The organism is Hoyosella altamirensis (assembly GCF_014191505.1).
Classification (GTDB): domain Bacteria; phylum Actinomycetota; class Actinomycetes; order Mycobacteriales; family Mycobacteriaceae; genus Hoyosella; species Hoyosella altamirensis.
This window is the reverse complement of record NZ_JACHWS010000003.1, coordinates 447,976-473,463: the sequence shown is the minus strand read 5'-3', so window position 1 is coordinate 473,463 and position 25,488 is coordinate 447,976. Positions and strand designations below refer to the sequence as shown.

General features: G+C 62.3%; 19 protein-coding genes. 10 read left to right on the top strand and 9 right to left on the bottom strand.

Annotated elements, in window-relative coordinates:
- Positions 1 to 29 precede the first annotated feature (29 nt).
- The 4 genes from glgP to glgB are packed head-to-tail and all read left to right on the top strand — an operon-like array spanning position 30 to position 7,839.
- On the top strand, positions 30 to 2,456 hold the full coding sequence (gene glgP / locus FHU29_RS16260; protein ID WP_157094932.1) for an alpha-glucan family phosphorylase: 2,427 nt from the start codon (positions 30 to 32) through the stop codon (positions 2,454 to 2,456).
- A 6-nt stretch (positions 2,457 to 2,462) separates the two neighbouring features.
- The gene (gene glgA / locus FHU29_RS16255; protein ID WP_064439174.1) at positions 2,463 to 3,629 is read left to right on the top strand and encodes a glycogen synthase; all 1,167 of its coding nucleotides are present in this window, start codon (positions 2,463 to 2,465) and stop codon (positions 3,627 to 3,629) included.
- A complete protein-coding gene (locus tag FHU29_RS16250) occupies positions 3,626 to 5,638 on the top strand; it encodes an alpha-1,4-glucan--maltose-1-phosphate maltosyltransferase (protein WP_064439173.1) in 2,013 nt (670 codons plus the stop codon). Before glgA ends, FHU29_RS16250 begins: the two co-directional genes overlap by 4 nt.
- Entirely contained in the window at positions 5,635 to 7,839 is a 2,205-nt protein-coding gene (gene glgB, locus FHU29_RS16245) for a 1,4-alpha-glucan branching protein GlgB (protein WP_157094931.1), read from the top strand. Before FHU29_RS16250 ends, glgB begins: the two co-directional genes overlap by 4 nt.
- A gap of 64 nt (positions 7,840 to 7,903) precedes the next feature.
- On the opposite strand, the gene FHU29_RS16240 is transcribed toward glgB, so the two are convergent.
- Positions 7,904 to 8,935: an agmatine deiminase family protein gene (locus tag FHU29_RS16240; protein ID WP_064439172.1), complete on the bottom strand. Its 1,032-nt coding sequence runs from the start codon at positions 8,933 to 8,935 to the stop codon at positions 7,904 to 7,906.
- Positions 8,932 to 9,906 (bottom strand): nitrilase-related carbon-nitrogen hydrolase, encoded by a 975-nt coding sequence (locus tag FHU29_RS16235; RefSeq protein WP_064439171.1) that lies wholly within the window; start codon positions 9,904 to 9,906, stop codon positions 8,932 to 8,934. Before FHU29_RS16235 ends, FHU29_RS16240 begins: the two co-directional genes overlap by 4 nt.
- A 98-nt stretch (positions 9,907 to 10,004) precedes the next feature.
- On the opposite strand from FHU29_RS16235, the gene FHU29_RS16230 reads away from it, so the two are divergent.
- From FHU29_RS16230 to FHU29_RS16220, 3 genes are all read left to right on the top strand, one after another.
- Entirely contained in the window at positions 10,005 to 10,628 is a 624-nt protein-coding gene (locus FHU29_RS16230; protein WP_064439170.1) for a TetR/AcrR family transcriptional regulator C-terminal domain-containing protein, read from the top strand.
- A 237-nt stretch (positions 10,629 to 10,865) separates the two neighbouring features.
- Entirely contained in the window at positions 10,866 to 12,479 is a 1,614-nt protein-coding gene (locus FHU29_RS16225) for a collagen-like domain-containing protein (protein ID WP_183377589.1), read from the top strand.
- A 301-nt stretch (positions 12,480 to 12,780) separates the two neighbouring features.
- Positions 12,781 to 14,046 (top strand): erythromycin esterase family protein, encoded by a 1,266-nt coding sequence (locus tag FHU29_RS16220; protein WP_064439167.1) that lies wholly within the window; start codon positions 12,781 to 12,783, stop codon positions 14,044 to 14,046.
- Between the two features lie 558 nt (positions 14,047 to 14,604).
- Here the strand turns inward: FHU29_RS16220 and FHU29_RS16215 are convergent.
- Genes FHU29_RS16215 through FHU29_RS16200 form a run of 4 tightly spaced genes read right to left on the bottom strand, consistent with a single transcriptional unit; the run spans position 14,605 to position 18,666 of the window.
- Complete coding sequence (locus tag FHU29_RS16215) at positions 14,605 to 15,405, bottom strand: MBL fold metallo-hydrolase (protein ID WP_064439165.1); 801 nt, start codon at positions 15,403 to 15,405, stop codon at positions 14,605 to 14,607.
- Positions 15,405 to 16,259, bottom strand: a complete 855-nt coding sequence (locus FHU29_RS16210) for an SDR family oxidoreductase (protein ID WP_064439164.1) — start codon at positions 16,257 to 16,259, stop codon at positions 15,405 to 15,407. Before FHU29_RS16210 ends, FHU29_RS16215 begins: the two co-directional genes overlap by 1 nt.
- The gene (locus FHU29_RS16205; RefSeq protein WP_064439163.1) at positions 16,256 to 17,731 is read right to left on the bottom strand and encodes a flavin-containing monooxygenase; all 1,476 of its coding nucleotides are present in this window, start codon (positions 17,729 to 17,731) and stop codon (positions 16,256 to 16,258) included. Before FHU29_RS16205 ends, FHU29_RS16210 begins: the two co-directional genes overlap by 4 nt.
- A complete protein-coding gene (locus tag FHU29_RS16200) occupies positions 17,728 to 18,666 on the bottom strand; it encodes a patatin-like phospholipase family protein (RefSeq protein WP_064439162.1) in 939 nt (312 codons plus the stop codon). The genes FHU29_RS16205 and FHU29_RS16200 overlap by 4 nt, the downstream gene beginning before the upstream one ends.
- Positions 18,667 to 18,852: 186 nt before the next feature.
- On the opposite strand from FHU29_RS16200, the gene FHU29_RS16195 reads away from it, so the two are divergent.
- The 3 genes from FHU29_RS16195 (at position 18,853) to FHU29_RS16185 (ending at position 21,496) form a co-directional block, all read left to right on the top strand.
- Positions 18,853 to 18,993, top strand: a complete 141-nt coding sequence (locus FHU29_RS16195; protein ID WP_157094929.1) for a hypothetical protein — start codon at positions 18,853 to 18,855, stop codon at positions 18,991 to 18,993.
- Between the two features lie 113 nt (positions 18,994 to 19,106).
- Positions 19,107 to 20,339, top strand: coding sequence for a DUF418 domain-containing protein (locus FHU29_RS16190; protein ID WP_064439160.1), 1,233 nt, complete (start codon positions 19,107 to 19,109; stop codon positions 20,337 to 20,339).
- 23 nt (positions 20,340 to 20,362) lie between these two features.
- Complete coding sequence (locus FHU29_RS16185; RefSeq protein ID WP_083962158.1) at positions 20,363 to 21,496, top strand: glycerate kinase; 1,134 nt, start codon at positions 20,363 to 20,365, stop codon at positions 21,494 to 21,496.
- A gap of 84 nt (positions 21,497 to 21,580) precedes the next feature.
- On the opposite strand, the gene FHU29_RS16180 is transcribed toward FHU29_RS16185, so the two are convergent.
- From FHU29_RS16180 to gabT, 3 genes are all read right to left on the bottom strand, one after another.
- Positions 21,581 to 22,417: an HpcH/HpaI aldolase/citrate lyase family protein gene (locus tag FHU29_RS16180; protein ID WP_064439159.1), complete on the bottom strand. Its 837-nt coding sequence runs from the start codon at positions 22,415 to 22,417 to the stop codon at positions 21,581 to 21,583.
- 249 nt (positions 22,418 to 22,666) lie between these two features.
- The gene (locus tag FHU29_RS16175; RefSeq protein ID WP_064439158.1) at positions 22,667 to 24,121 is read right to left on the bottom strand and encodes an NAD-dependent succinate-semialdehyde dehydrogenase; all 1,455 of its coding nucleotides are present in this window, start codon (positions 24,119 to 24,121) and stop codon (positions 22,667 to 22,669) included.
- Between the two features lie 10 nt (positions 24,122 to 24,131).
- Positions 24,132 to 25,466 carry a 4-aminobutyrate--2-oxoglutarate transaminase gene (gene gabT, locus FHU29_RS16170; RefSeq protein ID WP_064439157.1) on the bottom strand — a complete coding sequence of 445 codons (1,335 nt, stop codon included), beginning with the start codon at positions 25,464 to 25,466 and terminating at the stop codon, positions 24,132 to 24,134.
- Positions 25,467 to 25,488 lie beyond the last annotated feature (22 nt).

Sequence of the window (25,488 nt, the reverse complement as noted above, 5' to 3'; positions counted from 1 at the left end):
GACCTGTGCACGCATATGGCCGATTCGCCATGCCCACGCGTTTACCTGAGACGCTTGAACCCCTGAGGGAACTGGCACAAAACCTTCGTTGGTCCTGGCACCCCGATACCCGTGCGGTTTTCGAACTTGCGGACGCCGCTCTGTGGGAACAGACCGGGCACAATCCGCTTCTGTTCCTGTCGCAGCTGACAACCGCACGGAAAGCTGCTCTCAGCACGAACCGGAGGTTCCTCGCACGGATGCGCGCGGCCCGGAAGGACCTTCAGGCCTACCTGGCGCGACCGGCGGCGGAGAACGCACCCGCCGTCGCTTACTTCTCGCCCGAGTTCGGGATCACCGAGTCGCTGCCGTTGTACTCAGGTGGTCTTGGGATCCTCGCCGGTGACCATCTCAAGACTGCTAGCGATATGCGTTTACCGCTCGTCGGTGTCGGACTGTTGTACAGGTCAGGCTATTTCACGCAGTCGTTCACGCCGGATGGCTGGCAGTGCGAGCAGTACCCGACCCTGGTTCCCGAAGACGCTGGATTCTCCGAACTCACTAGTGCGCACATTCATCTCGCGCTGCCTGGCGGTGCGGATCTTTACGCGCGTGTGTGGGTTGCTCAGGTGGGCAGGGTGCCGCTGCTACTTCTCGACAGCGATGATGACCGTAACGAAGAAGCTGAGCGGAACCTCACGAGCCAGCTCTACGGAGGCGACACGCTAACGCGACTCCGTCAGGAACTGCTGCTCGGCATCGGCGGTGTGCGCGCGGTACGTGCGTACTGCGACGCGAACGGGCTGGCCGAGCCCGCGGTCTACCACACGAACGAAGGCCACGCTGGCTTCCTCGGGCTCGAGCGAATCGCTGAACTGACCGATGATGGCCTCGGCTTCTCCGAGGCGCTCGCAGCAGTGCGCGCTGGCACCGTGTTCACCACGCACACGCCGGTTCCGGCAGGTATCGACCGGTTTGACCGCGGACTTGTTGGCGGCCACCTGGCGGTCGCGCTGCCGAAACTGCCTACTGAGGCGTGCCTCGACCTCGGCGCTGAAGACGATCCGGGTGTGTTCAACATGGCTCACATGGGTTTGCGTCTCGCGCAGCGGTGCAATGGAGTGTCGAAACTGCACGGCGCGCTCAGCCGGTCGATGTTCGCTCCGCTATGGCCGGGACTCGAAGCAGAAGAGGTGCCGATACGGCACGTCACCAACGGGGTACACGGACCAAGCTGGGCTCCGCATGCACCAGATCTTGGGCTGCCAGATGAAGAGGTCATGTCGGCCCGGAAGGCGCTTCGTGAGAAACTTATCGAGGCGGTCCGGTCCCGGATGCGTTCGGCGCAAGCAGATTCTGAGTTCGCTGCGGAGACCGCCTGGGTTGAGGACTGTCTAGACCCGGATGTGCTGACAATCGGTTTCGCGCGGCGTGTGCCCACCTACAAGCGGCTCACCCTGATGCTGAGTGACCCTGCGCGGCTGCGGCAGCTCCTGCTTGATCCCGACCGGCCAGTGCAGCTGATCGTCGCCGGGAAAGCGCACCCCGCCGATGACGGCGGCAAACGCCTGATCCAGGAGTTCATCCACTTCGCCAGTGACCCAGCATTGCGCCGCCGGGTTGTTTTCGTGCCTGACTATGACATGGCGCTGGGGCGGGAGATGGTCGGCGGATGTGATGTGTGGCTCAACACCCCAACGCGTCCACTGGAAGCCTGCGGAACCTCGGGGATGAAATCCGCGCTGAACGGCGGACTCAACCTATCGATTGGAGACGGCTGGTGGGCGGAATGCTTTGCCCCCGATTATGGTTGGTCCATTCCGTCGGGGCACGACGGTGTTGGTGGATTGAGTCGTGACGAGCAGGAAGCTGCAGCGCTCTATGATCTGCTCGAAACCAAGGTCGTGCCGCTCTTCTACGATGACCACCCCCAATGGCTGCGCAAGATTCGCGCGGTGCTGGGTACCTTGCGGCCACAAGTCCTTTCGGACCGAATGCTCACCGACTACCTCAGTTCGCTTTATCGGCCAGCAGCTCAGTCGGCCGCTGAGATTTCGGCCAGCAACTTCAGCCCAGCACGGGAACTCGCTGAATGGACGGGACGCATCCGGGATGAATGGCCGTCGGTAACCCCAGGGGCGCTTGAGATCAGTGTGGATCCGGAGACGGGCTGCGCGTCGTTCCGTGCCGAAGTCGACTGCGGCGGAATCACTCCTGACGACATCGAGGTTGAACTGTTCGTTGGAACTATGCAGGGCGACACCCTCGTCGACCCGATCTTCACACCGATGATTTCTGGCGGCGGGGCTCCCTCTGAGGGCACGTTTGAAGCGGTCGTTGATGTGCCACGTGGCGGACACTTCGGCTACACCGCGCGTGTCATTCCTAAGCATCCACATCTCGCTCCGCATGAGCTCGGCTTAGTCCACGAATTTCAGCCCTCAGAGCACACCAGCCAGCGACCTCTCAAGGAGTGATAGGCGATGCGAATCGGCTTGCTAACCCGAGAATTTCCCCCATTCGTGTACGGCGGGGCGGGAGTGCATGTTGGCTCTCTCGTCGATAGCTTGCGCGAACTTGTCGGAGTGGACGTCCACTGCTTCGGCTCCCCCAGACCCGGCGCGGTGGCGCACCATCCGGCTGAGGGCTTCGAAGCAGCGAACCCGGCACTGTCGACACTATCGGTCGACCTGTCTATCGTCGCTGCCGTCGAAGGTGTCGACCTGGTGCACTCACACACCTGGTACGCCAACTTCGCAGGTCACGTGGCGAGCCTGCTCTATGGCATTCCGCACGTCGTCACCGCGCATTCACTTGAACCGCGTCGGCCGTGGAAAGCTGAGCAGCTCGGTGGGGGATACCGGCTATCTTCGTGGGTGGAGAAGGCGGTGTACGAATCGGCGGACGCTGTCATCGCGGTGAGTGACGGCATGCGGAAAGATGTGCTCGAGTGTTATCCGGAGATCGATCCAAATCGCGTCCACGTCGTCTACAACGGTGTCGATACGGAACGTTTCCATCCTGTCACCAGCACCGAGTCGCTCGAGGAGTTCGGTGTCGACCCAGCGCGGCCAAGTGTCGCGTTCATCGGCCGAATTACGCGGCAGAAAGGTCTGCGCCACCTCATCGCGGCCGCTCATAAAATCGCTCCCGAGGCGCAGGTTCTGTTGTGCGCCGGTGCTCCGGACACACCCGATATCGCCGAGGAGACACGGTTGGGGGTCAGCACGCTGAGCAGTACTCGTGACGGCGTCTTCTGGATCGACAAGTCGCTGAATCACCAGGCGATGCTCGAAGTGCTTTCACATGCGGACGTTTTCGTATGCCCGAGCGTTTATGAACCCCTCGGCATCGTCAATCTCGAGGCAATGGCATGCGGCACGCCCGTCGTCGCGTCCGACGTGGGTGGTATCCCGGAGGTCGTCGCCGACGGGGAAACCGGGATTCTGGTGCACTACAACGAGGAGGACCCGGCTGCGTTTGAAGCGGGTCTCGCCGAATCGGTGAACTCGCTCCTGCAGGACCCGCAGCGCGCACAGGCGATGGGAGCGGCAGGCCGTGCTCGCGCAGAGGGGTCCTTCGATTGGGGATCCATCGCACACGAAACGGTAAATGTCTATCGGTCGGTGCTCAAAGGAGTGGTTGCATGACGTACGGCAGGCTCGGTATCGATGGTGTGCGTCCAGTCGTCGACTGTGGTCGATTTCCTGCTAAAGCTGTAGTAGGCGAACATATTCCGATCGAGGCACGAGTTTGGCGGGAAGGTCACGACGCCGTCGCCGCGACGGTCGTGTGGCAAGGCCCCAACGACACATCAGCTCGGCTGACACGGATGACTGCTGAACCGGACAATCCCGATGACTGTATTGCGGCGATCACGCCGGACAGCGAAGGCATCTGGACGTTCCGCGTGGACGCGTGGAGCGATCCATGGACAACATGGCGCCATGCGGTGGAGGTGAAAGCTGCCGCCGGTCAAGGGGCCGAGGAACTCGCGAACGACCTGGAGACTGGTGCGCGTTTGCTGGACCGCATGGTCGAACTGTCCCGCTCGGATGGGGACCGCAGGATACTTAGCGCCGCTGCCGGAGACCTGCGCAACACGGAACTGCCAGTGGTTAAGCGCATTGCTGAGGCCTTGTCATACCCTGTCCAGAAGATAGTGGAGGAAGCCCCGCTTCGGGATCTTGTTACTGAGGGACAAGCGCACCATCTTCATGTCGACCGCGCGGAAGCGCTGTTCGGCTCGTGGTACGAGCTGTTTCCCCGGTCGACGGGCGGCTCGGATGCGAATGGTCGACCAGTCCATGGCACGTTCCGCACCGCGATGGCGCAACTCGATCGCGTAGCTGGCATGGGATTCGATGTCGTGTACCTCCCGCCGATCCACCCCATCGGGCGTATCAATCGAAAAGGGCGGAACAACACACTGAACCCAGGCCCGGAGGATGTGGGGTCACCTTGGGCGATCGGCGCGGCGGAGGGTGGCCACGATGCAATCCATCCAGAACTGGGCACGATGGAGGACTTCGAAGCGTTCGTCGCGCGGACACGCGAACTCGGGATGGAGGTTGCACTGGATTTCGCGCTGCAATGCGCGCCGGACCATCCCTGGGTAGCTGCGCACCCCGAGTGGTTCACCACCCAGCCGGACGGCACCATCGCCTACGCGGAGAACCCACCCAAGAAGTATCAAGACATTTATCCGGTGAACTTCGACAATGCCCCTGAAACGTTGTACGAGGAAATCCTGCGTGTCGTTCTGTACTGGGTGAGTCATGGGGTGAAGATCTTCCGGGTCGACAACCCTCACACCAAACCGCCGAACTTCTGGGAATGGCTGATCGGCGAGGTCAAACGGGAGCACCATGACGTCCTCTTCTTGTCCGAGGCGTTCACGCGGCCCGCACGGCTATATGGCCTCGCGCGATTGGGCTTCACCCAGTCCTACACGTACTTCACTTGGCGCACGTCTAAACACGACCTGATCGAGTTCGGCAACGAACTCGTGGCGCACGCTGATGAATGCCGGCCCAACCTGTTCGTCAACACCCCCGACATCCTCCATGCGTCCCTGCAGTATGGGGGGCGCGCAATGTTCGCGCTGCGTGCTGCCCTGGCCGCGACGATAGCGCCAACCTGGGGCGTGTACTCGGGCTACGAACTGTACGAACATGAGGCCGTGCGCGAAGGCAGTGAAGAGTATCTGAACTCAGAGAAATACGAACTGCGGCCGCGCGACTTCGTGACCCCCTTGCACACGGGTGACTCGCTGGAGCCGTGGCTGTTACGGCTGAATTCAATCCGTCGACGGCATCCGTCGCTGCAGCAACTGCGCACCCTGAGGTTCCACCACACCGACAACGACGCACTGATCGCCTACTCAAAGCAAGATCCGGAAACCGGCGACACGGTCGTGGTCATCGTGAACCTGGACCCTTTCGGCACTCAGTACGGCACCTTGTACCTCGACCTGCCCGCGCTCGGTTTCCCGGCCGATGCGCGGCTGAGTGCGCACGATGAAGTCAGCGGACAAACCTGGGACTGGGGCAGTCACAACACAATCATCCTTACGCCTGAGCGCTCGGTGTGTCACATCGTTCGCATTGACTGGCCGCGGCCGCAGCGCATGGTGTACCCGGCAAGGAAGGACGGATGATGTCGTCGATATCCGAACGTCACTCAGAGGCCGGCCATTGGCCGACCGCAGAGGAGATCCACGCGCTCGCAGTGGGCGCCCACAGTAACCCGCATGGGATGCTGGGCGCGCACCAGCACGAATCTGGACGCGCCGTAGTTCGCGTTTACCGGCCGGAGGCCTCAGCCGTCACGGTGATAAGCGACGGTCAGAAGTATCCACTTTCACGCGGCGATGAGGGCTTGTTCAGCGGCTTCGCCGGCGAGACGGTCGGGGACTATAAGCTCGAGGTCACCTACCACGGCCGCACCTCCGTACTGGATGATCCTTACCGCTGGCTCCCCACACTCGGGGAACTCGATCTGCACCTAATTGGTGAAGGCCGCCATGAACGCCTTTGGGATGTGCTTGGCGCGCGGCCAATCAGCTACGACACGCCATCGGGCGAGGTCGCGGGCGTCGCATTCTCGGTGTGGGCTCCTAACGCGCGCGGCGTACGGGTCTGCGGCGATTTCGATGGCTGGTCCGGTGTTGAGCACTCGATGCGCTCGCTGGGCAGCTCCGGGATCTGGGAGCTGTTCATCCCGGGGATCGGTGCCGGAACAAAGTACAAGTTCCGGCTCCATGGCGCTGACGGTGGATGGCACGAGAAAGCGGACCCTATGGCGGTGTGCGCTGAGCACCCACCCGCGACCGCGTCGGTGATCTACGAATCGGACTACACGTGGACTGATTCCACGTGGTTTGCGCAGCGCGATTCCGTGAGCCCCGTGAACACGCCGGTCAGCATCTATGAGGTGCATCTCGGCTCCTGGCGGCCCGGTCTCGGCTACCGCGAAGCCGCGAAGGAACTCGCCGAGTACGTCACCGAAATGGGCTTTACCCACGTCGAGTTCCTGCCCCTCGCCGAGCACCCATTTGGTGGCTCATGGGGATACCAGGTCACGTCTTACTATGCCCCGACGTCACGGTTCGGCTCCCCGGACGACCTCCGGTATTTCGTTGACACCCTGCACAACCAGGGAATCGGCGTCATCCTGGACTGGGTGCCTGCGCATTTCCCTCGCGATACGTGGGCGCTTGCGCGGTTCGACGGCAGCGCGTTGTACGAGCACCCGGATCCCCGAAAGGGCGAACAGCCCGACTGGGGCACGTACGTTTTCGACTTTGGGCGGCCCGAAGTGCGAAACTTCCTGGTTGCCAATGCGCTCTACTGGTTCAGCGAGTTCCACATCGATGGACTGCGCGTCGACGCTGTCGCGTCGATGCTCTACCTTGACTACTCGCGCAAGGAAGGCGAGTGGATCCCCAACGAGCGTGGCGGCCGAGAAAACCTCGACGCGATGCGGTTCCTGCAAGAACTCAACGCGACGGTGTACAAGCACCATCCTGGCGTGATGATGATCGCCGAGGAATCGACATCTTGGCCGGGAGTCACAAAGCCCACTGATTCGGATGGTCTCGGATTCGGTTTCAAATGGAACATGGGCTGGATGAATGACACGCTCGCCTACATTGGACGCGATCCGATACACCGCACCTATCACCACAATGATCTGACGTTTTCATTGGTGTACGCGTGGAGCGAGAACTTCATACTGCCGCTTTCCCACGACGAGGTCGTCCATGGCAAAGGTTCGCTCTTCACGAGGATGCCGGGTGACCACTGGAAGAAAGCGGCCGGGCTGCGCTCTCTGCTCGCGTACATGTGGGCCCATCCAGGGAAGCAGTTGCTCTTCATGGGCGGGGAACTAGGTCAGCAGCGCGAATGGTCACACGAGGGATCAATCGACTGGCACCTGCTCGAGGACCCTCTGCACGCGGGGATCAAGGACTGTGTCGCCCATCTGAATCGCACCTATCGGTCAGTGCGCGCGCTCTACGCGGGTGACAACTCCGCAGAGAGTTTTCGCTGGATCGACGCCGACGATTCCACGCGCAGCATCCTCAGCTTCGTCCGCATGGACCCCGTGAATCCCGAGAACCGGCCATTGGTGTGTGTCGCGAACTTCTCGGGTATCCCGCACAACGATGTTCGCGTCGGACTTCCGGCCAAGGGAACGTGGCGTGAAGCGGTGAACACCGACTCCACCGACTATGGCGGATCAGGAGTGGGCAACATGGGATCTGTCGAGGCGACCGGTGAGCCCTGGAACGGGCTGCCCGCCTCAGCGGTGGTCCAGGTGCCTCCGCTAGGGGTGCTCTGGCTCGTGCCCGCCTAGAGCCGGCGCTGGAGCGATAGTTGTGTGCAGCCGCGGTAGTTATAACTACCGCGGCTGCACGTATCTAACGCGCCGTTGCCGGCTGGTTCTGCGTTATGCAGTGAATGCCGCCCCCGCGGGCGAAGATCGGGCGTGCGTCGACGGTGACGACTTCGCGGCCCGGGTAGGTGCTCGCGAGGATCTCAGCGGCCTGCTGATCTTGTGGATCAGCGAATTGGCACGCGATGACGGCGCCATTGGCGACGTAGTGGTTGAGGTAGCTGTAGTCGACCCAACCCTCCTCGTCCTCTAGGACCTTCGGGGCCGGTACAGGTATGACCTCAAACGCCCGTCCAGCCGCGTCGGTGGACTCCATGAGCAGGTTGATGATTTCGCGGCTGACTGCATGATCCGGGTGCCCCGAGTCTTGCTGCTGGTGTACCAGCACCACTCCGGGAGCGGGAATCGCCGCAACGATGTCGACGTGACCGCGCGTGCCGAACTTTTCCGAATCGCGGGTGAGCCCGCGCGGCAGCCAGATCACTTTCTTCGCGCCGATCGTCCGGGCGAGTTCAGCTTCCACGTCGGCCTTCGTCCAGCCTGGGTTGCGATCCTGATCGAGCTGGACGGTTTCGGTGACCAGGACCGTGCCCTCACCATCGACCTGGATGCCGCCGCCTTCGTTGACGAGCGGCGAATCGATTCGCGGCACCGCCAGGTGGTCAGCGACGAATGCCGCGATCTTTTCGTCGAGGTCCCATTGAGCCCAGTCTTGCGCACCCCACCCGTTGAAGATCCAGTTCACCGCGCCGACGTCACCGTCGTCGTCGACAACGAAGGTGGGACCGATGTCCCGCATCCACGCGTCATTGAGTGGGGCTTCGAGAATGTCGATTGCGCTGGAAAGGTAGCGGCGCGCGTATTCAGCCTCATCGGGCGCTACTACGACGGCGACTGGCTCGAAGTCGACGATGGTGTTGGCCACTGCGGCCCACGCGCTACGTGCCGCATGGTGCTCTTCGGCAGTGTCGCCCAGGGAGTAGCCCCGACAGGGGAAGGCCATCCATGTGCGTTCGTGTGGCGCGCGCTCAGCAGGCATCCGCCAGTTGCTGGTCATGACGGAACACTCGCTTCGATTGGAGCGACGAGCTGCGTGTACGTATCGGGACGGCGCGTCTGAAGGAAAGGAAAGAGTGTCAGCCAGTCTTTGCGCTGCGCGAGGTCGAGGTCAGCCACGAGAACCACGGATTCGTCACGAGGTGCCTGCACGAGGATCCGGCCGTACGGGTCTGAGATGAAGGACGAGCCGTAGAACTTGATGACACCTTCGTCGCCGTGCCGGTTGGGGGCGACCATGAAGGTGCCGTTAGCGATGCCATTCGCGACAATCACTTGCTGCCACAGCGGCTGTGTGTCGAAGTCCGGGTGATCCGGTTCAGAGCCGATCGCAGTGGGATAGACAATGATCTCCGCGCCGCGCAATGAATAGATGCGCGCCACTTCGGGGAACCACTCATCCCAGCATGTCGGCATGGCGATTCGTGCGCCGTCGATCTCGGGCGCGGTATGTACAGTCCACGCGTCAGCGCTCTGTGGGCCGCCTCTGAAGTACGTGTCTTCGTAATAACCGGCGGTGACGGGGATGTGGATCTTGCGAGTGCGGCCGACAAGCTCACCGTTGGGCGCAACGAGTATTGCGGTATTGAATCCCAGGCCGTCGTCGAATTCGACACCGTTTTCGCCATTGTTGCGCTCGTAGAGGGAGGCGTGCACGAGAACGCCATTCTCCTTGGCGGCCTGAGCGGCGAACTGGTAGGTCGGCCCCGTCAACAGGTCTTCGGCGTTCGCGGCCGGGTTTGCCCCTCCAGGCACGAATGCCGGGTAGCGGCTGAGCGTCAACTCGGGCAGGAACACGACCCGTGCGCCGTGGCTGGCAGCGAGGGCTATTCCTTCACGCAGTTCCTTGCGGAGAGTGATCGGGTTGTCGTGCCATTGGTGTTGCACCACTCCGACTCGGAGCGGTTGCCGGTCAGCGGGTTCCACGCGAGCGGGAGAGTGCGGGGGCGTCAAAGCTGTGATGGTGCGCATCGGGTCCTCGGAGCGGGTTGGAGTAAAACGAATGTGATTCGTTAAGTATGGTGAATCCCATCACAGCAGTCAAGGGTCATTTTTCTGAAGGAGTGAAAATGGGCCGTCCGCCCCGTCGGTTGCTCACCCCCGACTGGATCGCCGACGAGGCGCTGCGCATGGTCGACGACAGTGGGGACTTCACCATGCCGGGGATAGCTGCACGCTTAAAGGTTCGGCCGTCCTCCCTCTATAACCACATAAGCGGACGCGGCGAGATCATCGAACTCCTGCGCGCCAGAATGATGTCAAGCGTTGACGTGGAAGCGGTCAAGGCGAAATCACGCACATGGAGTGACGTCGTGATTGGGCTCGCCAGGGAGTATCGGCGCAGCTACGCTCAGCATCCGCGCCTCATCCCTCTCTTTACTGCACATACTGTTCAGACGGAAGTGGCGTTCAACATGTACAACGCGTTGGCAGACGCGTTTGTTAGTGCGGGGTTTTCGTCAGCGGACGTGCTGCACGCCATCACTGCTGTCGACAGTTTCGTGCTCGGCTCTGCGCTTGACGTTGCCGCCCCGAAGGAAGTGTGGGCGACACCCGCAAACGCGAATGCGGCCATGCGGAGCGCAATAGCTGCCGCGACACCGCTGGAATCACGCGCCGATGCCGCATTTGAACTCGGGGTGCGCGCGCTCGTCGAAGGGCTGGTCGTGCTGTCCAGGCAGGCAGCGAATTAAAGGTTCACGAAAAAGGTGCCGTGGCGATGTCGAGCCTCGGTTGCTCGTCCTCGCCGCGCGACAACGATGCAGTCACGGGCAACTAACAGTTAGTAACTAACTGCCCGGCAGGTCACTCGAGGTGGTGGCATTGGTCGCAATCGACAACAGAAGTGGCGCAGCACACTCGTGGAGAGACGCTGCGGCGCTTTCATCTGCCGACGATTCGGCTGCGCAACGAAGACCCTTGGAGTCACTATGAAACGCTTCGCACGTAACTCGGTGCTTGTCGCTGCCTGCGCGGTTGCCGTAACCGGCTTCACAGGCATGAGCGCACACCTGACGAGCAGCGAAGGGAACACGGCTGCAACTGCACATGGTGACTCGATCGTTCCCGCGCTGAGCAGCTCCACCATCGATGGCAGTTCACACGGCTCGTCTGGCTCTCATGGATCTTCCGGTTCATCAGGTTCATTGGTCGGCCTGGGCTCCCTTGCCGCACTCGGTTCATTGGGGCCACACGGCTCGTCTTGTGGCGGGTGCGTGGGCCCGACTGGCCCGACAGGACCGACAGGACCGACAGGCCCAGTTGGTCCGGCTGGTGAGACAGGCCCTACTGGTCCGCAGGGTGAGCAGGGTATTCAGGGTGAGACCGGTCCGGCGGGTGCCACGGGTGCGACTGGCGCCACGGGGCCGACGGGTGCGACGGGTGAGCAGGGTATTCAGGGGGAGACCGGCCCGACTGGTGCCACGGGTGCGACTGGCGCCACGGGGCCGACGGGTGCGACGGGTGAGCAGGGTATTCAGGGGGAGACCGGCCCGACTGGTGCCACGGGTGCGACTGGTGACACGGGGCCGACGGGTGCGACGGGCCCGACGGGCGCCACGGGTGCGACGGGTGCGACCGGTGAGGCGGGGCCGACGGGTGCGACAGGTCCGCAGGGTGAGCAGGGTATTCAGGGTGAGACCGGCCCGACGGGCGCCACGGGTGCGACGGGCGCGACCGGTGAGGCGGGGCCGACGGGTGCGACGGGTCCGCAGGGTGAGCAGGGTATTCAGGGTGAGGCCGGCCCGACGGGCGCCACGGGTGCGACGGGCGCGACCGGTGAGGCGGGGCCGACGGGTGAGCAGGGCATTCAGGGGGAGACCGGCCCGGCGGGTGCCACGGGTGCGACTGGCGCCACGGGTGAGACGGGTGCGACCGGTGAAGCAGGGCCGACGGGGCCGACGGGTCCGCAGGGTGAGCAGGGCATTCAGGGGGAGACCGGTGCGACGGGTGCCACGGGTGCGACCGGTGAAGCAGGGCCGACGGGGCCGACGGGTCCGCAGGGTGAGCAGGGTATTCAGGGTGAGACTGGCCCAGCAGGTGCCACGGGTGCGACGGGCGCGACCGGTGAGACGGGGCCGACGGGTCCGCAGGGTGAGCAGGGTATTCAGGGTGAGACCGGCCCGACAGGTGCCACGGGTGTTACCGGTGACATGGGGCCGACGGGTGCCACGGGTGCCACGGGTGCTACCGGTGAGACGGGGCCGACGGGTCCGCAGGGTGAGCAGGGTATTCAGGGTGAGACCGGCCCGACGGGTGCGACTGGCCCCGCGGGTCCCACTGGACCCGCGGGCCCAGGCTCGGAAGTGTATTTCACCAACACAGCGAATGCGAGCCTGAACCTGATCGGAACCACGACGGTGGACACCCCAGCGTGCAACGTCGGCGACATCGCCATCAATGGGGGTCTCGATGTTGGAGGTCTGGCTGTCAGTACACGAGACTCGAGACCGCACCCCACTGATCCGCGGCGATGGCGATTCACATTCGGCGGAGTGGCAGGCACTGTCACTGTTCAGACTGTCTGTTTCAACCCCGACGCGTAGCGGCTAGCAGGCAATCGCGGCCAGCTAAGCTCGCGAACTCGAAGCTTCACCGGCGGGTTAGCGCTGTGGACCAGCGAGGTTCACGAACGCGGCCTCCTGTGGAATCAGTCAGATCGCTCGTCCAGTATGTAAGCCGGTGTGAAAATGATGTGGGAGTCATGAGTTGCACGGCCTGTGATGACTCGGCGATGGCTCCCACTCCGACCATCGTTGAATCCTCTTACAGGCCAAAGGCTTAGAATGAGGCAATGCACGTTCCTGGGTTGAAAGAGCGGGGCGACTTCAGGAGGATACTTTCGACATGACGCCTCGTACCCTCTTGCAAGACGGCTGCTGGGAACTCACCGGCGACGGAACCACGGCGCCATTCAGCAAGTTCCTCGATTCGCTCCCCACGAGACCAAGGCTGCTCGGTTTCGGGGAGTGTATGCATGAGGAGGAAGGCCTGCCTCGTCTCCGGAATTTGCTGTTCCAGTACCTCGTGGAGCATGAGGGGTATCGTTCGGTCGCCGTTGAGAGCGATTGTCTCGCAGGACTTCTGGCTGACAGTTTCGTTGTGAATGGAACCGGGTCGCTGGATGAGGCGATGGAGCACGGCTTCAGCCACGGTTTCGGTGACTCCCCAGCCAATCGGGCGCTCATCCAGTGGATGCGCGCGTATAACCGTGATCGTCCGTTGCGAGATCGTCTGCGGTTCTTCGGATTTGATGCACCTGTTGAGATGACGGGGGGTGACAGTCCGCGGCTAGTGCTAAGTGGGCTATACCAACTACTGGCTGACCACGTGGACCCCGCATTGCTTCCATGTTCACATGAGGAATTGGACCAGGTTATTGGTAAGGACGATCAATGGACGAATCCTGAAGCAGCGCTCGATCCTTCACTGTCGATAGGCTCCTCCCCGGATGCGCGACACCTCAGGCTGATCACCGACGACCTGGTGGCGCTGCTTTATTCGGAATCACCCCAACTGGCCGCAAGCCTGTCGGCTGACGAGTGGTGGCGAGCGCGGCTCTACGGTCGCACGGCTCTCGGGTTGCTGCGTTACCATGCGGCGGTAGCGGATTCGTCTGTGGCCCGTGTTCCGCGCCTACTCGGCCTGAGGGACGAGTTGATGGCTAGTAACCTCCAAGCGATCGTGGCGCGTGAGATGACACGGGGGCCGACGCTGGCCTTTGCACACAACCGCCATCTCCAAAAGTATAAGAGCCACTGGGTCTTCGAAGGGCAAGACATTGAATGGTGGAGCGCAGGCGCCATCGTTGATGTTCAACTTGGCCGTGACTATGCGTTCCTGGCTACGGCTTTAGGTACGGCACCTCACCACGACCTGGGGGCTCCCTCCGAGCACACGCTTGAAGGCGTGTTAGCCGCGGCGCTAGCAGAGAACCGCACCGTGATGAACTCCACGGGCTTGCGGAAGGCGCTAGAGAGCGCGGGTATATACCCAGAGATCCGTACGGAAACGTCAGCAAATCTCAGTTACTTTGCACTTGACCCGAAATTCTTGCATCTGACTGATGGCATCGTTTATATCAAAGAGTTGTTCGATGAGGCTCGGGCGTAGATGCGCACGCAGGTCGGCGGGGACCGATCCGCTTGTGTGGACAAAATCGCAGATATGAGCACGGATTTCTGCGATTTTGTCCACACGACCGAGGCAAGCGAGGCCGCTGCGCCGCCGTCACCGCGTCGCTGTCAACTTCATCGAAGAACTGGCAGATGCGCCAGATGGGCGAAAACCCGAGTAAGCTGGGCTAGCCGGGACCATTCAGGTTCCCAATCGAAGGACGGTTCATGTCCGACAAATCCCCTCGTCAGACGATGACGAAGAAATCTGGCAAATCGCTTAAGGAAAAACGAGCGGTGAAGCGTGCCAAGTCGGGGTCTGAGGGTCCGGCTGAGCCCACTGCCGCTCTGAAGAAGCGCTGATCAATGACAATCAGCTGGCTGAAGAACGAGTGTGAGTCATCGATAATCGGAAAGCTTGACCGGGACACGTATGCGCAGGCACAGCGGGTCGTCGCCTCTCATAGTGAGAGCGCGAATGACTGCAATTCCTTGCTAATGATGCTCGGGATTCGTGAGTGTCTCGCCGTCGACGACAGCGAGACACTCGCCAGCACTACCGCGCCGAGTATCTTGCGAGATCCGCTGGGTCATGCGCACAGATGACGTCCACGGCGTCGTTGCGCGCCACTTCCCGTAGCCGCGCGAGGTTGCTCAGCCTCGCGCTCCGGCTGGTTTGTAGCACTGACTCCATCGCTGCGAAAACACGCGGGTGCGACGGCGGGGTCCCAATCTCGGTGTGAGAGTAATAGCTGTCTCCCGCGTGGAGGAGCCATTGCGGCGTGCCCTGCTCAGCAGTGTTTATTGCGACACCACAATGGCCACGCGTGTGTCCCTCGAGGGGGACATAAAGAATCTGCTCAGGCAGGCCGGGAATATCGCGTACGGCGTCGAAACCGAACCATCGTGAACCGAATTCGCTGTGTTCGACCCACCGTGGCTTGTGATCGAAGGTGGCGCGGGAGTATCGGCGCCGCTCGATTACGCTGGAGGGGTTCCTCGCCGCGCGCAGCTCTGCGGCGCTGATATGCACGTTCGCCTCAGGGAAGTCACGCAGCCCACCGGCGTGGTCGAAGTCGAGGTGGGTCAGCAGAATGTGTCGCACATCTCTAGCGCTGTAGCCGAGCTTCTCGACCTGCGACACTGCGGTTTCGCCCATGGCGAGTTGAGGGCGGAGCGTGTAGCTGATCGGGAACCTCATTGTGGTTCTGGGTTCCGTCACATCCGCTCGGCCGAGCCCGCTGTCGACAAGCACCAGGCCGGATGTCTCCGTTTCGATGAGGAGGCAGTGCGTCACGAACTTTTTACGCATCCCGAGTGGTGCGAACGTTCCGCAATTCAGGTGATGGATGCGCATCACGACTCCGTGTTCGCGATGCGCGCCACGCGTTGGTCGTATGCCCCGCGCACCCCGTGATCGACTCCCGTGAGTGCACGTCTTGCGCCGATGACTGTCCGGAAAATTGAGGTCAGACGTTCCGGCGTGACTGCGAGTGCGACGTCCGCAGGACTGAGGTAGCGGGGCACCGCGATCTCCGCCTGCCGGGTGGTGCAAGTCCGCAGGATGGCGCGGGCAACGTCCTCAGCGTCTACCGTTGGCAGACCATGCCCAAGCTGCACACCCGACGAAAGTTCGGTTCGTACCGCCGAAGGAAGCACGGTGCTCACGCTCACCCCGTGGTCAGCGAATTCAAGCCGTGCAGCGGCGGAAAGGCCGACCGCGGCGAACTTGCTCGCGTTGTACGCGACCATTCCGTGGATCGGGATTTTCCCTGCCAGTGATGCGACGTTCACGATATGTCCGTACCCGCGTTCCACCATTTGAGGACCGAAGACGCGCATGCCATGCATGGGGCCACGGACGTTGATGTCCATGGTCGCGTCGATGGTCTGGTCGGTTTCGTCGAGAAGCGCGGCCAGCGGCATGATGCCAGCGTTGTTGACGAGGATGTCGACGGTGCCGACCTCGTGGGCGAGCTCGTCCCAAGCCCGCCGTGATCGCACATCGAGCCGGTGCGCTGACGCGTCCGGTCCGATCGCTGCTGCGGCTTCTTCAGCGGCGTCGAGATCGACATCTGTGACGAGAACGCGCGCGCCGTGCCGCGCGAACAGTTCAGCGGTGGCGCGGCCGATACCTCGGCCGGATCCCGTGACGAGCACGGTCGAAAGTGCGAGTGTCAGTGAGGGGTACGGGGAGCGGAACATGCTCATGCGGGGGCCTCTGCAGTTTCGGTCTCGGTGTGGCTGTACGCGGCTGGGTCGAACCCGTCGAGGCGGTCGAGCATCCGTTTGGTGGACCACGGCCAGCTGAAGCTGTTCCGGCCGTTGACGTCCAAGTAATAACTGTGGCACCCACCGGCGTTGTAGACGGTGCTGTCGAGTGCCTCCTGCACTTCCGCGTTGAATGCGTCTTGAACCTCACGCCGCGGCGCGATAGGAGCCCAGTTGTTGTCTTGTAGGTGGATTATGGCCTGGCTCAAATAGTTCAGCTGCGCCTCGAGAATCATGAACGCGGAAGTGTGCCCAGTACCCAAAGCTGGTCCGAGCAGTACGAAAGCATTGGGGAATCCGGCGATTGCTGTGCCGAGATACGCCTGAGGGCTGCCCTTCCAGTGGTCGTCTAAGCTGCGTCCGTCGCCGTCGAATACTCGCGAACCGACGGGCATATCGAGGATGTGGAAACCAGTCCCGAAGATGATGGCGTCCACTTCCCTTTCCTGGCCGTCGGCGCCGACGACAGTGTTGCCGCGAATTTCGGTCACCGCATTCGGATGCACCTCGACGTTCGGCTGGGTGAGCGCTGGGTAATACGTGTTCGACATCAGCAGGCGTTTGCACCCGAGCGTGTAATCGGGTGTGAGCATCGCGCGCAGTTTCTTATTCCGCACTTGCCGGAACAGGTGAGCGCGACCGGCCTGCTGAACCAGTCGAAGGATCCATGGGTTGCGGAAACCCACACCGAGGCTCTCAAGGAGAACGTACTCAAGGCGCCGCAACCCGCTGTAAACACCAGGCACTGTGCGCATCGCCCACGACTCAGCCGCGGGCATCGCGTGGTCAGGCTTCGGCAGCACCCACTGAGCGGTGCGCTGGTAAACGTGGAGTTCGCTGACTAGCGGCTGGATTTCGGGGACGAACTGAACCGCGGAGGCTCCCGTCCCCACGACAGCGACACGTTTGCCGGTCAAGTCGTACGAGTGGTTCCATCTGGATGAATGGAACACTTCGCCACCGAAGCCTGCGAGACCAGGGATATCCGGAATGAGTGGCTCATTCCACGGCCCGGCCGCCGCGATCACTGCCTGTGCAGTGAAGGAACCCTGAGTGGTATCAATGTCCCAAAGATGGGTGCGTGGATTCCACTGTGCCCTAGTAACTTCCGTCCGGAATTGGACTTTCTCCGGAACCCCGTACTCGGTGGCTGTCCGCTCGATGTACTCGCGGATCTCAGGCTGTCCGGCGAAGACGCGGGACCAGTTTGGGTTCGGCGCGAATGAGTACGAGTAGAGGCGTGAGGGAACATCGCACGCGCACCCGGGGTACGTGTTGTCTCGCCACGTGCCCCCGAGCGTGTCGCCTTTCTCGAGTACGGCGAAGTTCGCTATGCCCTTGCGGGCGAGCGTGATTGCCGCGCCGATGCCGGAGATCCCCGCCCCGATGATGAGGACGTCGTAATGGGTCATGCGAGAACACCTGCCTTGGCTTCGAGGGCGTTACGTGTGCTGCGCAGCGCGTGTTCAAAGGTGGCTAACCGCCGCCTGCCATCCATGAAGTTCGGTCCCATCACGTCGAGATCTGCTGCGCTGGCGTCAACTCTGAGCACCCTGATTCCCTGTGATTCCGCGAGTGCAATTTCCTGATCAAGCCGCGCGCTCATCGCATTTCGCAGTACGGCGCGTTCTATGATGTGTGCTCCCCGAGCGGGGATTCGACCGGCGGACGCCATCGGCGCGAGAACAACGAGTTCCTCAAGGCCCCGGTTGAGAGCGAGGTCCACCGATGCCGTTGACACTGCCCCGCCGTCAATGTAGCTACGACCGCCTATCCGCACAGGAGGGAACCACCCGGGGATGGCCCATGACGCCCGCAGAGCGTCGCTGATCGATGCGTGCGGAGCCTGTGGTGAGCCGAACGCAACCCGTGTTCCCGTTTCTGCGTCGGCGGCTACAAGCCATGTCGCTGAGTGCGGGACCCAGTTGTGGCCGTCAGTGAGTCGGTTTGCGAGTTTCGTCAGCCAGGCCGCGTTCCCTCGGCCACGGGGGAGCAGGCCAGCCGATCTCGTCACTCCGTTAGCTTTCCTGAGAAGGGAAGGTGCACCGAGCGCGAGAGCTGGGACCGGCGGAAACCGGCCTGGCGCCGCCGAAAGATGCTTGACGAGAGCGGGGTGCCGCGTGGTGCCGAGCTGCATCGCCACAAGCTCGTCAACGCTGACGCCACTGCCCAGCATCGTCACCAGTTCCGCCCCGGCAGAGGTGCCCATGAGGAGTTCCGCGTCACGTGGATCCCAGTTGAGGACGTCGCGCACTGCGGTGAGGGCGGCCACGATCCAGGCAGCTCCTAGGGTGCCGCCGCAGCCAATGATCAGGCCGCGACGCTGCGGCCTCTCGGATACTGTCATAATTCAAAGACTACCGGTATCTGGGGCGTAAGGGAAGCACGACTTGTGCCCCATGCCCGTCGCGCAGCCAGTGCCGTAGAGTGAGTGGCAATGGCTGATTTCCAGCCGTTCTCGCAGTTCACTGATTCTGAGTTGATGACATCTAGCGACTCGTCTGGTTCTGCGGCAAACCGAGGAGTAATACCCGTGAATCATTATCCAGAATTCCTCGCGGCTAAGTCCGAGTCCACCAAGGGTGACGAACAAGCCAGCGAGCAGCAGGAAACCTCAGAGCAGACAGCCGAGGACCGCTCCCACGACTACACCGGCCTCTTTTCCGAACGCTGAGGCGCACCGCGTTCGGTAGAACTCCGTGTCGTACCGCGCAACGCTATACTTCGCGAGAACGAAACACCGAGTGACTATTTCGACGATGATGCGACTGTGCTGGAGGAACTCTGATGTCCAGACATCTGGCCAGGGGCCCAGTTCGCGGCGTTGAGCGCGCGCTGGCACCCGATCTCGCGCGGGGCTTCATGCTCTTGCTCATCGTGGTCGCGAATACGCCGTGGTACCTATGGGGCAGAGACAGCGACCGTCTGTCCGCGCATCCGGAAGCGGAATCGTTCATCGACCAGGTGACGCAGGGGATAATCGTCACGACGGTTGACCTGCGCGTGTATCCGATGTTCGCTTTCCTTTTCGGCTACGGGATCGCGATGCTGTACCAGCGTCAGATAGCTGCGGGTACCACCGAAAAAGATGCCAGGGTGCTGCTCCAGAAGCGAAATCTATGGCTGCTCGTATTTGGCTTCGTCCATGCGCTGTTGCTGTGGTTCGGTGACATCCTCGGCGCGTATGGCCTTGCCGGCCTGCTCCTCGTGTGGCTGTTCCTACGGCGCCGGGACGGGACGCTAATTGTCTGGAGCGCCATTGGGGCTGGACTGCTGCTCGCGCTTACTCTGCTCACGGTCGCGTCTGTGTCTGCCATTCCTGAGGGGTCCGAGGGTGCAGAGCAGCCATTTGATATCTACTTCATCATCGAGGCAGCCAACGGAGAAAGTAACTACTTCGCCTCGGCTCTGACTCGGGTGGGGTTCTGGCTCTTCCTGATCTTCTTCCAAGGTATCTTTTCGCTCGCGGTGCCGATCGCGATCCTTCTTGGTATTTGGGCGGGACGCCGGCGGATTCTCGAAGAACCCGCTGAGTACCTTGTGTTACTGCGTAATGTGGCGATCGCGGGTATCACGATCGGGTGGCTCGGTGGTGGAGCCAGGGCCCTAGCGAAGGTCGGCATCTGGGAAGTTTCCGACCCGATGATGTTCGCTTTCGAACAAGTTCAGCTCGCGACGGGCCTGGCCGGCGGCGTCGGTTACGTTGCTCTGTTCGGTCTCGTTGGATACTGGCTGCGCGGTCGAACCCTTGGTATTTTCGGCACCGGCATCGTTGCGGTCGGCAAGCGTTCGCTGAGTTGCTATCTGGCGCAGTCCGTGCTGTGCGCACCAATCCTCGCAGCGTGGGGGCTGGGGCTTGGCCAGCACATGTACAGCGCGAACATGGCGCTCTACGCGATAGCAGTGTGGCTCATCACCGTGGTCGGCGCCTACATCTTGGAGAAGCGAAATCAGCGCGGGCCAGCGGAGGTTGTGCTGCGCAGGCTCACCTACGGCAAAGAAGCGCGGCCTTCCGCGTAGCCGGATCCACTAGCGTGGCAACAATGAGCCCCCACATTGTTCTCGCCCCAGATAAGTTCAAGGGCTCCCTCACCGCGGCCGAAGCGGCGGCCGCAATGCATGACGGCTGCCGGGCGGCGCTGCCAGCGTGCATCACAACGGTGGTTCCGGTTTCCGATGGTGGCGAGGGCATGCTCGACGTTGCCGCCGCACGCAACGCCGAAATCAGGTCCGCTCAGGTCACCGGCCCGCTGCAGAAGCCTGCGAACGCCCGATACGCGGTGCTTGGCGACGAGGTCTTCCTCGAGACAGCGGAAGCGTGCGGACTAGCTCAAGTCCCCAATCCTGGTCCACGTACCGCGATTGACGCGACCTCCTACGGAGTGGGTGAACTACTGCTCGCCGTCCTCGATGCCGGATACCGGCGAATCCACCTCGGCCTGGGCGGGTCAGCGTGCACCGATGGTGGTGCGGGAATGGCTCAGGCGCTGGGAGTCCGGCTGCTCGACGCTGATGGCGCTGAGCTTCCGCCTGGCGGGGCGGCCCTCGCCCGGCTGGCGCGGATCGATGCCTCGGGACTGGATCCGCGCCTGTCAGATTGCACAGTCACCGTGGCATACGATGTCGATAACCCACTCGTCGGCGCTGACGGCGCGGCCCCGGTCTTCGGCCCGCAAAAAGGGGCAGACGCGGACGCAGTGGCGTCGTTAACGCGCGGTCTCGAGCGGTACGCCGGGCTCCTGGAACAAACGTCGCCGGGCATCACGGCGCGTGCTGGCGCGGGCGCTGCGGGCGGCATAGGTGCGGGAGCGTTCGCCTTTCTCAGAGCTACAGGAATTTCCGGGGCACAATTCCTGCTGGAGGTGGCTGGCGCGCGAAACGCCATCGACGGTGCGGCGCTGGTGCTTGTCGGAGAGGGGCGCCTCGACAGCCAGACGCTGCGCGGCAAAGCGCCGAGTGCAGTCGCCCTGCTGGCACGAGAGCTCGGTGTGCCGTGCTTAGCGATTGCCGGGCTCGTCGACACCGATCAGGCAGCGTTGGAAGAGTCGGGCATCAAGGCAGCGTACAGCCTGACTGAGTCGGCCGGCTCGCCAGAAGTAGCGCAAGCGCAGGCGAGCAGAGTGCTACGTGAAGTCACTGAGTCCGCCGTCAGGCAGTGGTGGTCGGAGACCAGTTGAGCGGTCTCACAACCGCGTCGTGTGCACAGAATCGCAGAATCCTGCGGCGGGCGGATCCGCGAGTTTGTGCACACGAGCCGGTGGTTACCGCGAGAACGCAGCGACAAGTTCCCGGATCTTGCGGGCCCGTTCGAGTTGCGGCCTTTCGCTGCCGTATTTCACCTGTGCGCCGTCCACGCCGAGGCGTGCGATGGTCGCCTCAGCCCACCTCACATCGGCAGCGGAGGGGGTGAGCTCATTGTTGATGAGTCGCGCGTGCTGCGAAGAGAGGCACAGTTTTCCAGTCATGCCTGCAGCAATACCGACCGTAATGCCAGCGCGGTATTCGTCAATACTGTCGGTCAGCGTCGGTCCGTCGATTGGCGCGTGGATCCGCTCCGCTCGGCTCGCTACAACGAGGCGGGAACGCGCATATGCGAGTGAAACAGGGTCAGCTGCGGCACCGATATCTTTGCGAAAGTCGCCAGTGCCGAACGCGAGCCGTAGAACGCCGCTCGCGCTCGCTATGCCGCGGGCTTCTTCGAGGCCAAGCGCGCTTTCGACGAGTGCGACTATCGGTGTCCCTGCGGGCAGTCGCGCGGCCGTCGCAGCTATCTGATCGTGATGCTCTGCCTTCGCGAGCATCACACCGGCGACGCCTTTCACGGACGAGAGCATGTCCAAGTCATGACTCCAATGCGGAGTGCACACGTCGTTGATCCGCACCCACGTCGGTTTCCCCTGATCCAGCCAGCGCCAAACGTTCTCTCGCGCTTGATGTTTCTCATTTTCGGCGACGCTGTCTTCCAGGTCGAGGACGACGACATCAGCGCCGCTGGATTCGGCGGCAACGATATCGCTGTAGTTGGCGGGCCCTCGGAGCAGCCAGGATCGGGCGACTGACGTGTCTACGGCCTGTGACTGCAAAGTTGGTGATGACATGCTGGAAGCTCCTCACAACGCGGGGATGGTGCAAGCACGATGCGCGATGCGCGGAGCGATTCGTCAGCTGTCCGATGCGCGATCGGGCACGGTGCGGGCGGGCGGCCGACAGTGGCAGCAAAGGATAGTGAACAGGACCTCACGCCGACAACTTCGTCGGCTTTTCCCTCATTTCAGGCTAGTGATCTGCGTCCCCGGATTCCGGGCACAGGGGCGCAGATCACACGCGTTTCGGGTCACACACCGGATCTACGTAAACGCCACGTACTTGGTGTTCAGGTACTCCTCGATCCCTTCAGTACCGCCTTCGCTGCCGAGACCAGACGCTTTGACTCCACCGAATGGTGCGGCTGGGTCAGAGATCACGCCGCGGTTGACGCCCACCATCCCGGCTTCGAGCGCACGGGAGACTCGGAACACCCGGTCGATGTCCTTCGTGTAGAAGTAGGCCGCTAGCCCGAACTCAGTGTTATTGGCGAGTGCGATTGCTTCCTCTTCAGTGTCGAAGCCAAAGATCGGCGCAACGGGGCCGAAGATTTCCTCGTGAGCGATGCGTGCCGAACTGGGAACATCCGTGAGAACTGTTGGCGCGTAAAAGAAGCCAGGCCCATCGAGCGGCCTGCCACCGGTGAGTACTGTCGCCCCGGCTGCGACTGCGTCAGCCACGAGTTCCGCAACCGAATCGCGCTGCCGCCCATTGATCAGCGGGCCGACGTTTATATCCGGCTCGTAGCCGGGGCCGACCTTCAGCGCAGCAATTCGGGCAGTGAGGCGGGCGGTGAATTCAGCGCGAATGCTGTTGTGTACGAACAACCGATTCGCTGCCGTACATGCCTCTCCGCCGTTGCGCATTTTCGCAGCCATCGCACCCTCGACTGCTGCGTCAAGATCAGCGTCATCAAACACGATGAATGGAGCGTTGCCACCGAGTTCCATCGATGTTCGCTGGACGTTCGGTGCGGACTCGCTGATCAGGACACTGCCGACGCGTGTTGAGCCGGTAAAAGTGACTTTACGCAGGCGGGCGTCACTGATCAGCTGGTCGCTCAGCGCCGATGAATGTGACGACGGCAGTACCGATAGCACACCGGCGGGCAGCCCCGCGTCGGCGAACACCTGCGCGAGCAAAAGCATCGTCAAGGGAGTGTCCGCGGACGGTTTCACGATCATCGTGCAGCCTGCGGCGAGCGCAGGGCCGATCTTTCGGGTACCCATAGCCAGCGGGAAGTTCCACGGCGTGATCGCAAGACAGGGGCCGACCGGCTCTTTCGTAACCAGGATCCGGCCGTTGCCATTCGGCGCCTCGGTGTAGCGGCCCTGAATTCGTACTGCTTCTTCACTGAACCACCGCAGAAACTCTGCGCCGTAGTTAAGTTCGCCACGACTTTCGGATAGGGCTTTGCCCATCTCGAGAGTCATGAGCATGGCGAAGTCTTCGGTGCGTTCGATGAGAAGTTCCCAGGCTCGCCGCAAAATGGCGGACCGGGTGCGCGGTGCGGTGGCCGCCCATTCTGCTTGCACCGCGCAGGCGGAATCGAGCGCGCGGAGAGCATCTTTCGGTGAGGCGTCGGAGACCTCGGTGAGTACCTCACCGGTGGCCGGGTTGTGGACTGGAAAGCTGCCTCCATCGACAGGTTCGGTCGAGGCCCCATCGATCCACAGTCCGCTAGGCACGGATGCGAGCAGTCGAGTTGTGTTGAGCATGAATTGTCCTTCAGGTGAGGGAGCGGACAGCTGATTCGAGGACATCAAGACCCTCGCTCAGCAGGTCGTCGCTGATGACGAGAGGGGGGAGTAGCCGGACGACGTTGCCGTAGGAGCCGCAGGTGAGGAGAATGACGCCCTCGCTGAGCGCCTTCGCAGCGACGGCTTTCGCGAGAGCGGGATCCGGATCGTTCGTTCCCGGCTTCACGAACTCGACTGCGATCATCGCGCCACGTCCACGGACGTCACCAACGGCGGGGATCTCTTCCTGCAGGGCACGCAGGCGGGTAAAAGCGATGTCACCGATGGCTCGCGCTCTGGCTGGAAGATCGTACGCGCGCATCGCGTGTATCGCTCCGAGCGCACCCGCGCAAGCGATGGGGTTGCCGCCGTATGTGCCGCCCAGGCCACCTGGATGGACTGCGTCGAGCAGGTCGGCGCGGCCGGTGATCGCGGACAGCGGTAATCCGCCCGCGATCCCTTTCGCCATGGTGATGATGTCAGGGACAGTCTCTTCATCGTTGCTCGCGAACCACTGTCCAGTCCGCGCAAAACCGGTTTGCACTTCGTCAGCTATGAAGACCACATTGTTCGACTTGGCCCAGTCGACGAGGGTCGGAAGGAAGCCTTTTGCGGGAACGATGAAGCCGCCTTCACCCTGAATTGGCTCGATGATGATCGCGGCGAGTTCGTCCGCGCCGATCTGAACTTCGATCTGGCTGATTGCGCGCCGTGCGGCAGCCGCCCCGTCAAGACCGTCGCGATAGGGATACGAGCCGGGCATGCGGTAAATGTCCGGCGCGAACGGACCCATGTGCTTCTTGTAAGGGAGCGACTTGGCGGTGAGCGCCATCGTGAGGTTGGTGCGTCCGTGATAGGCGTGGTCGAACGCGACGACGGCGTTCTTGCCGGTAGCAAGCCGAGCGACCTTAACGGCATTCTCGACAGCCTCAGCCCCCGAATTGAACAGCACTGTGCGCTTTTCGTGTTCTCCGGGTGTCATGGCGGCAAGCTCCTCGGCTACCTGCACATACCCTTCGTACGGAGTCACCATAAAGCAGGTGTGCGTGAAGTGCCCTGCTTGCTCGCGCACTGCTTCAACAACATGAGGGTCGGACGCGCCGACGCTGGTCACTGCGATGCCTGAGCCGAGGTCGATCAGAGAGTTGCCGTCGACGTCGACGATGATGCCACCGTCGGCATCAGCGGTGTAAACAGGCACCGCTGAGCCCACACCCGCGGCTACCGAAGCCTGTCGGCGCGCTGTCAGTGCCGTGGACTTCGGGCCGGGGAGCTCGGTGACCAGGGCGCGCTTCTGCGGCAACCGGAACGAAGGAGTTGTCATCTGTGGTGGTCCTTGCTGTCTA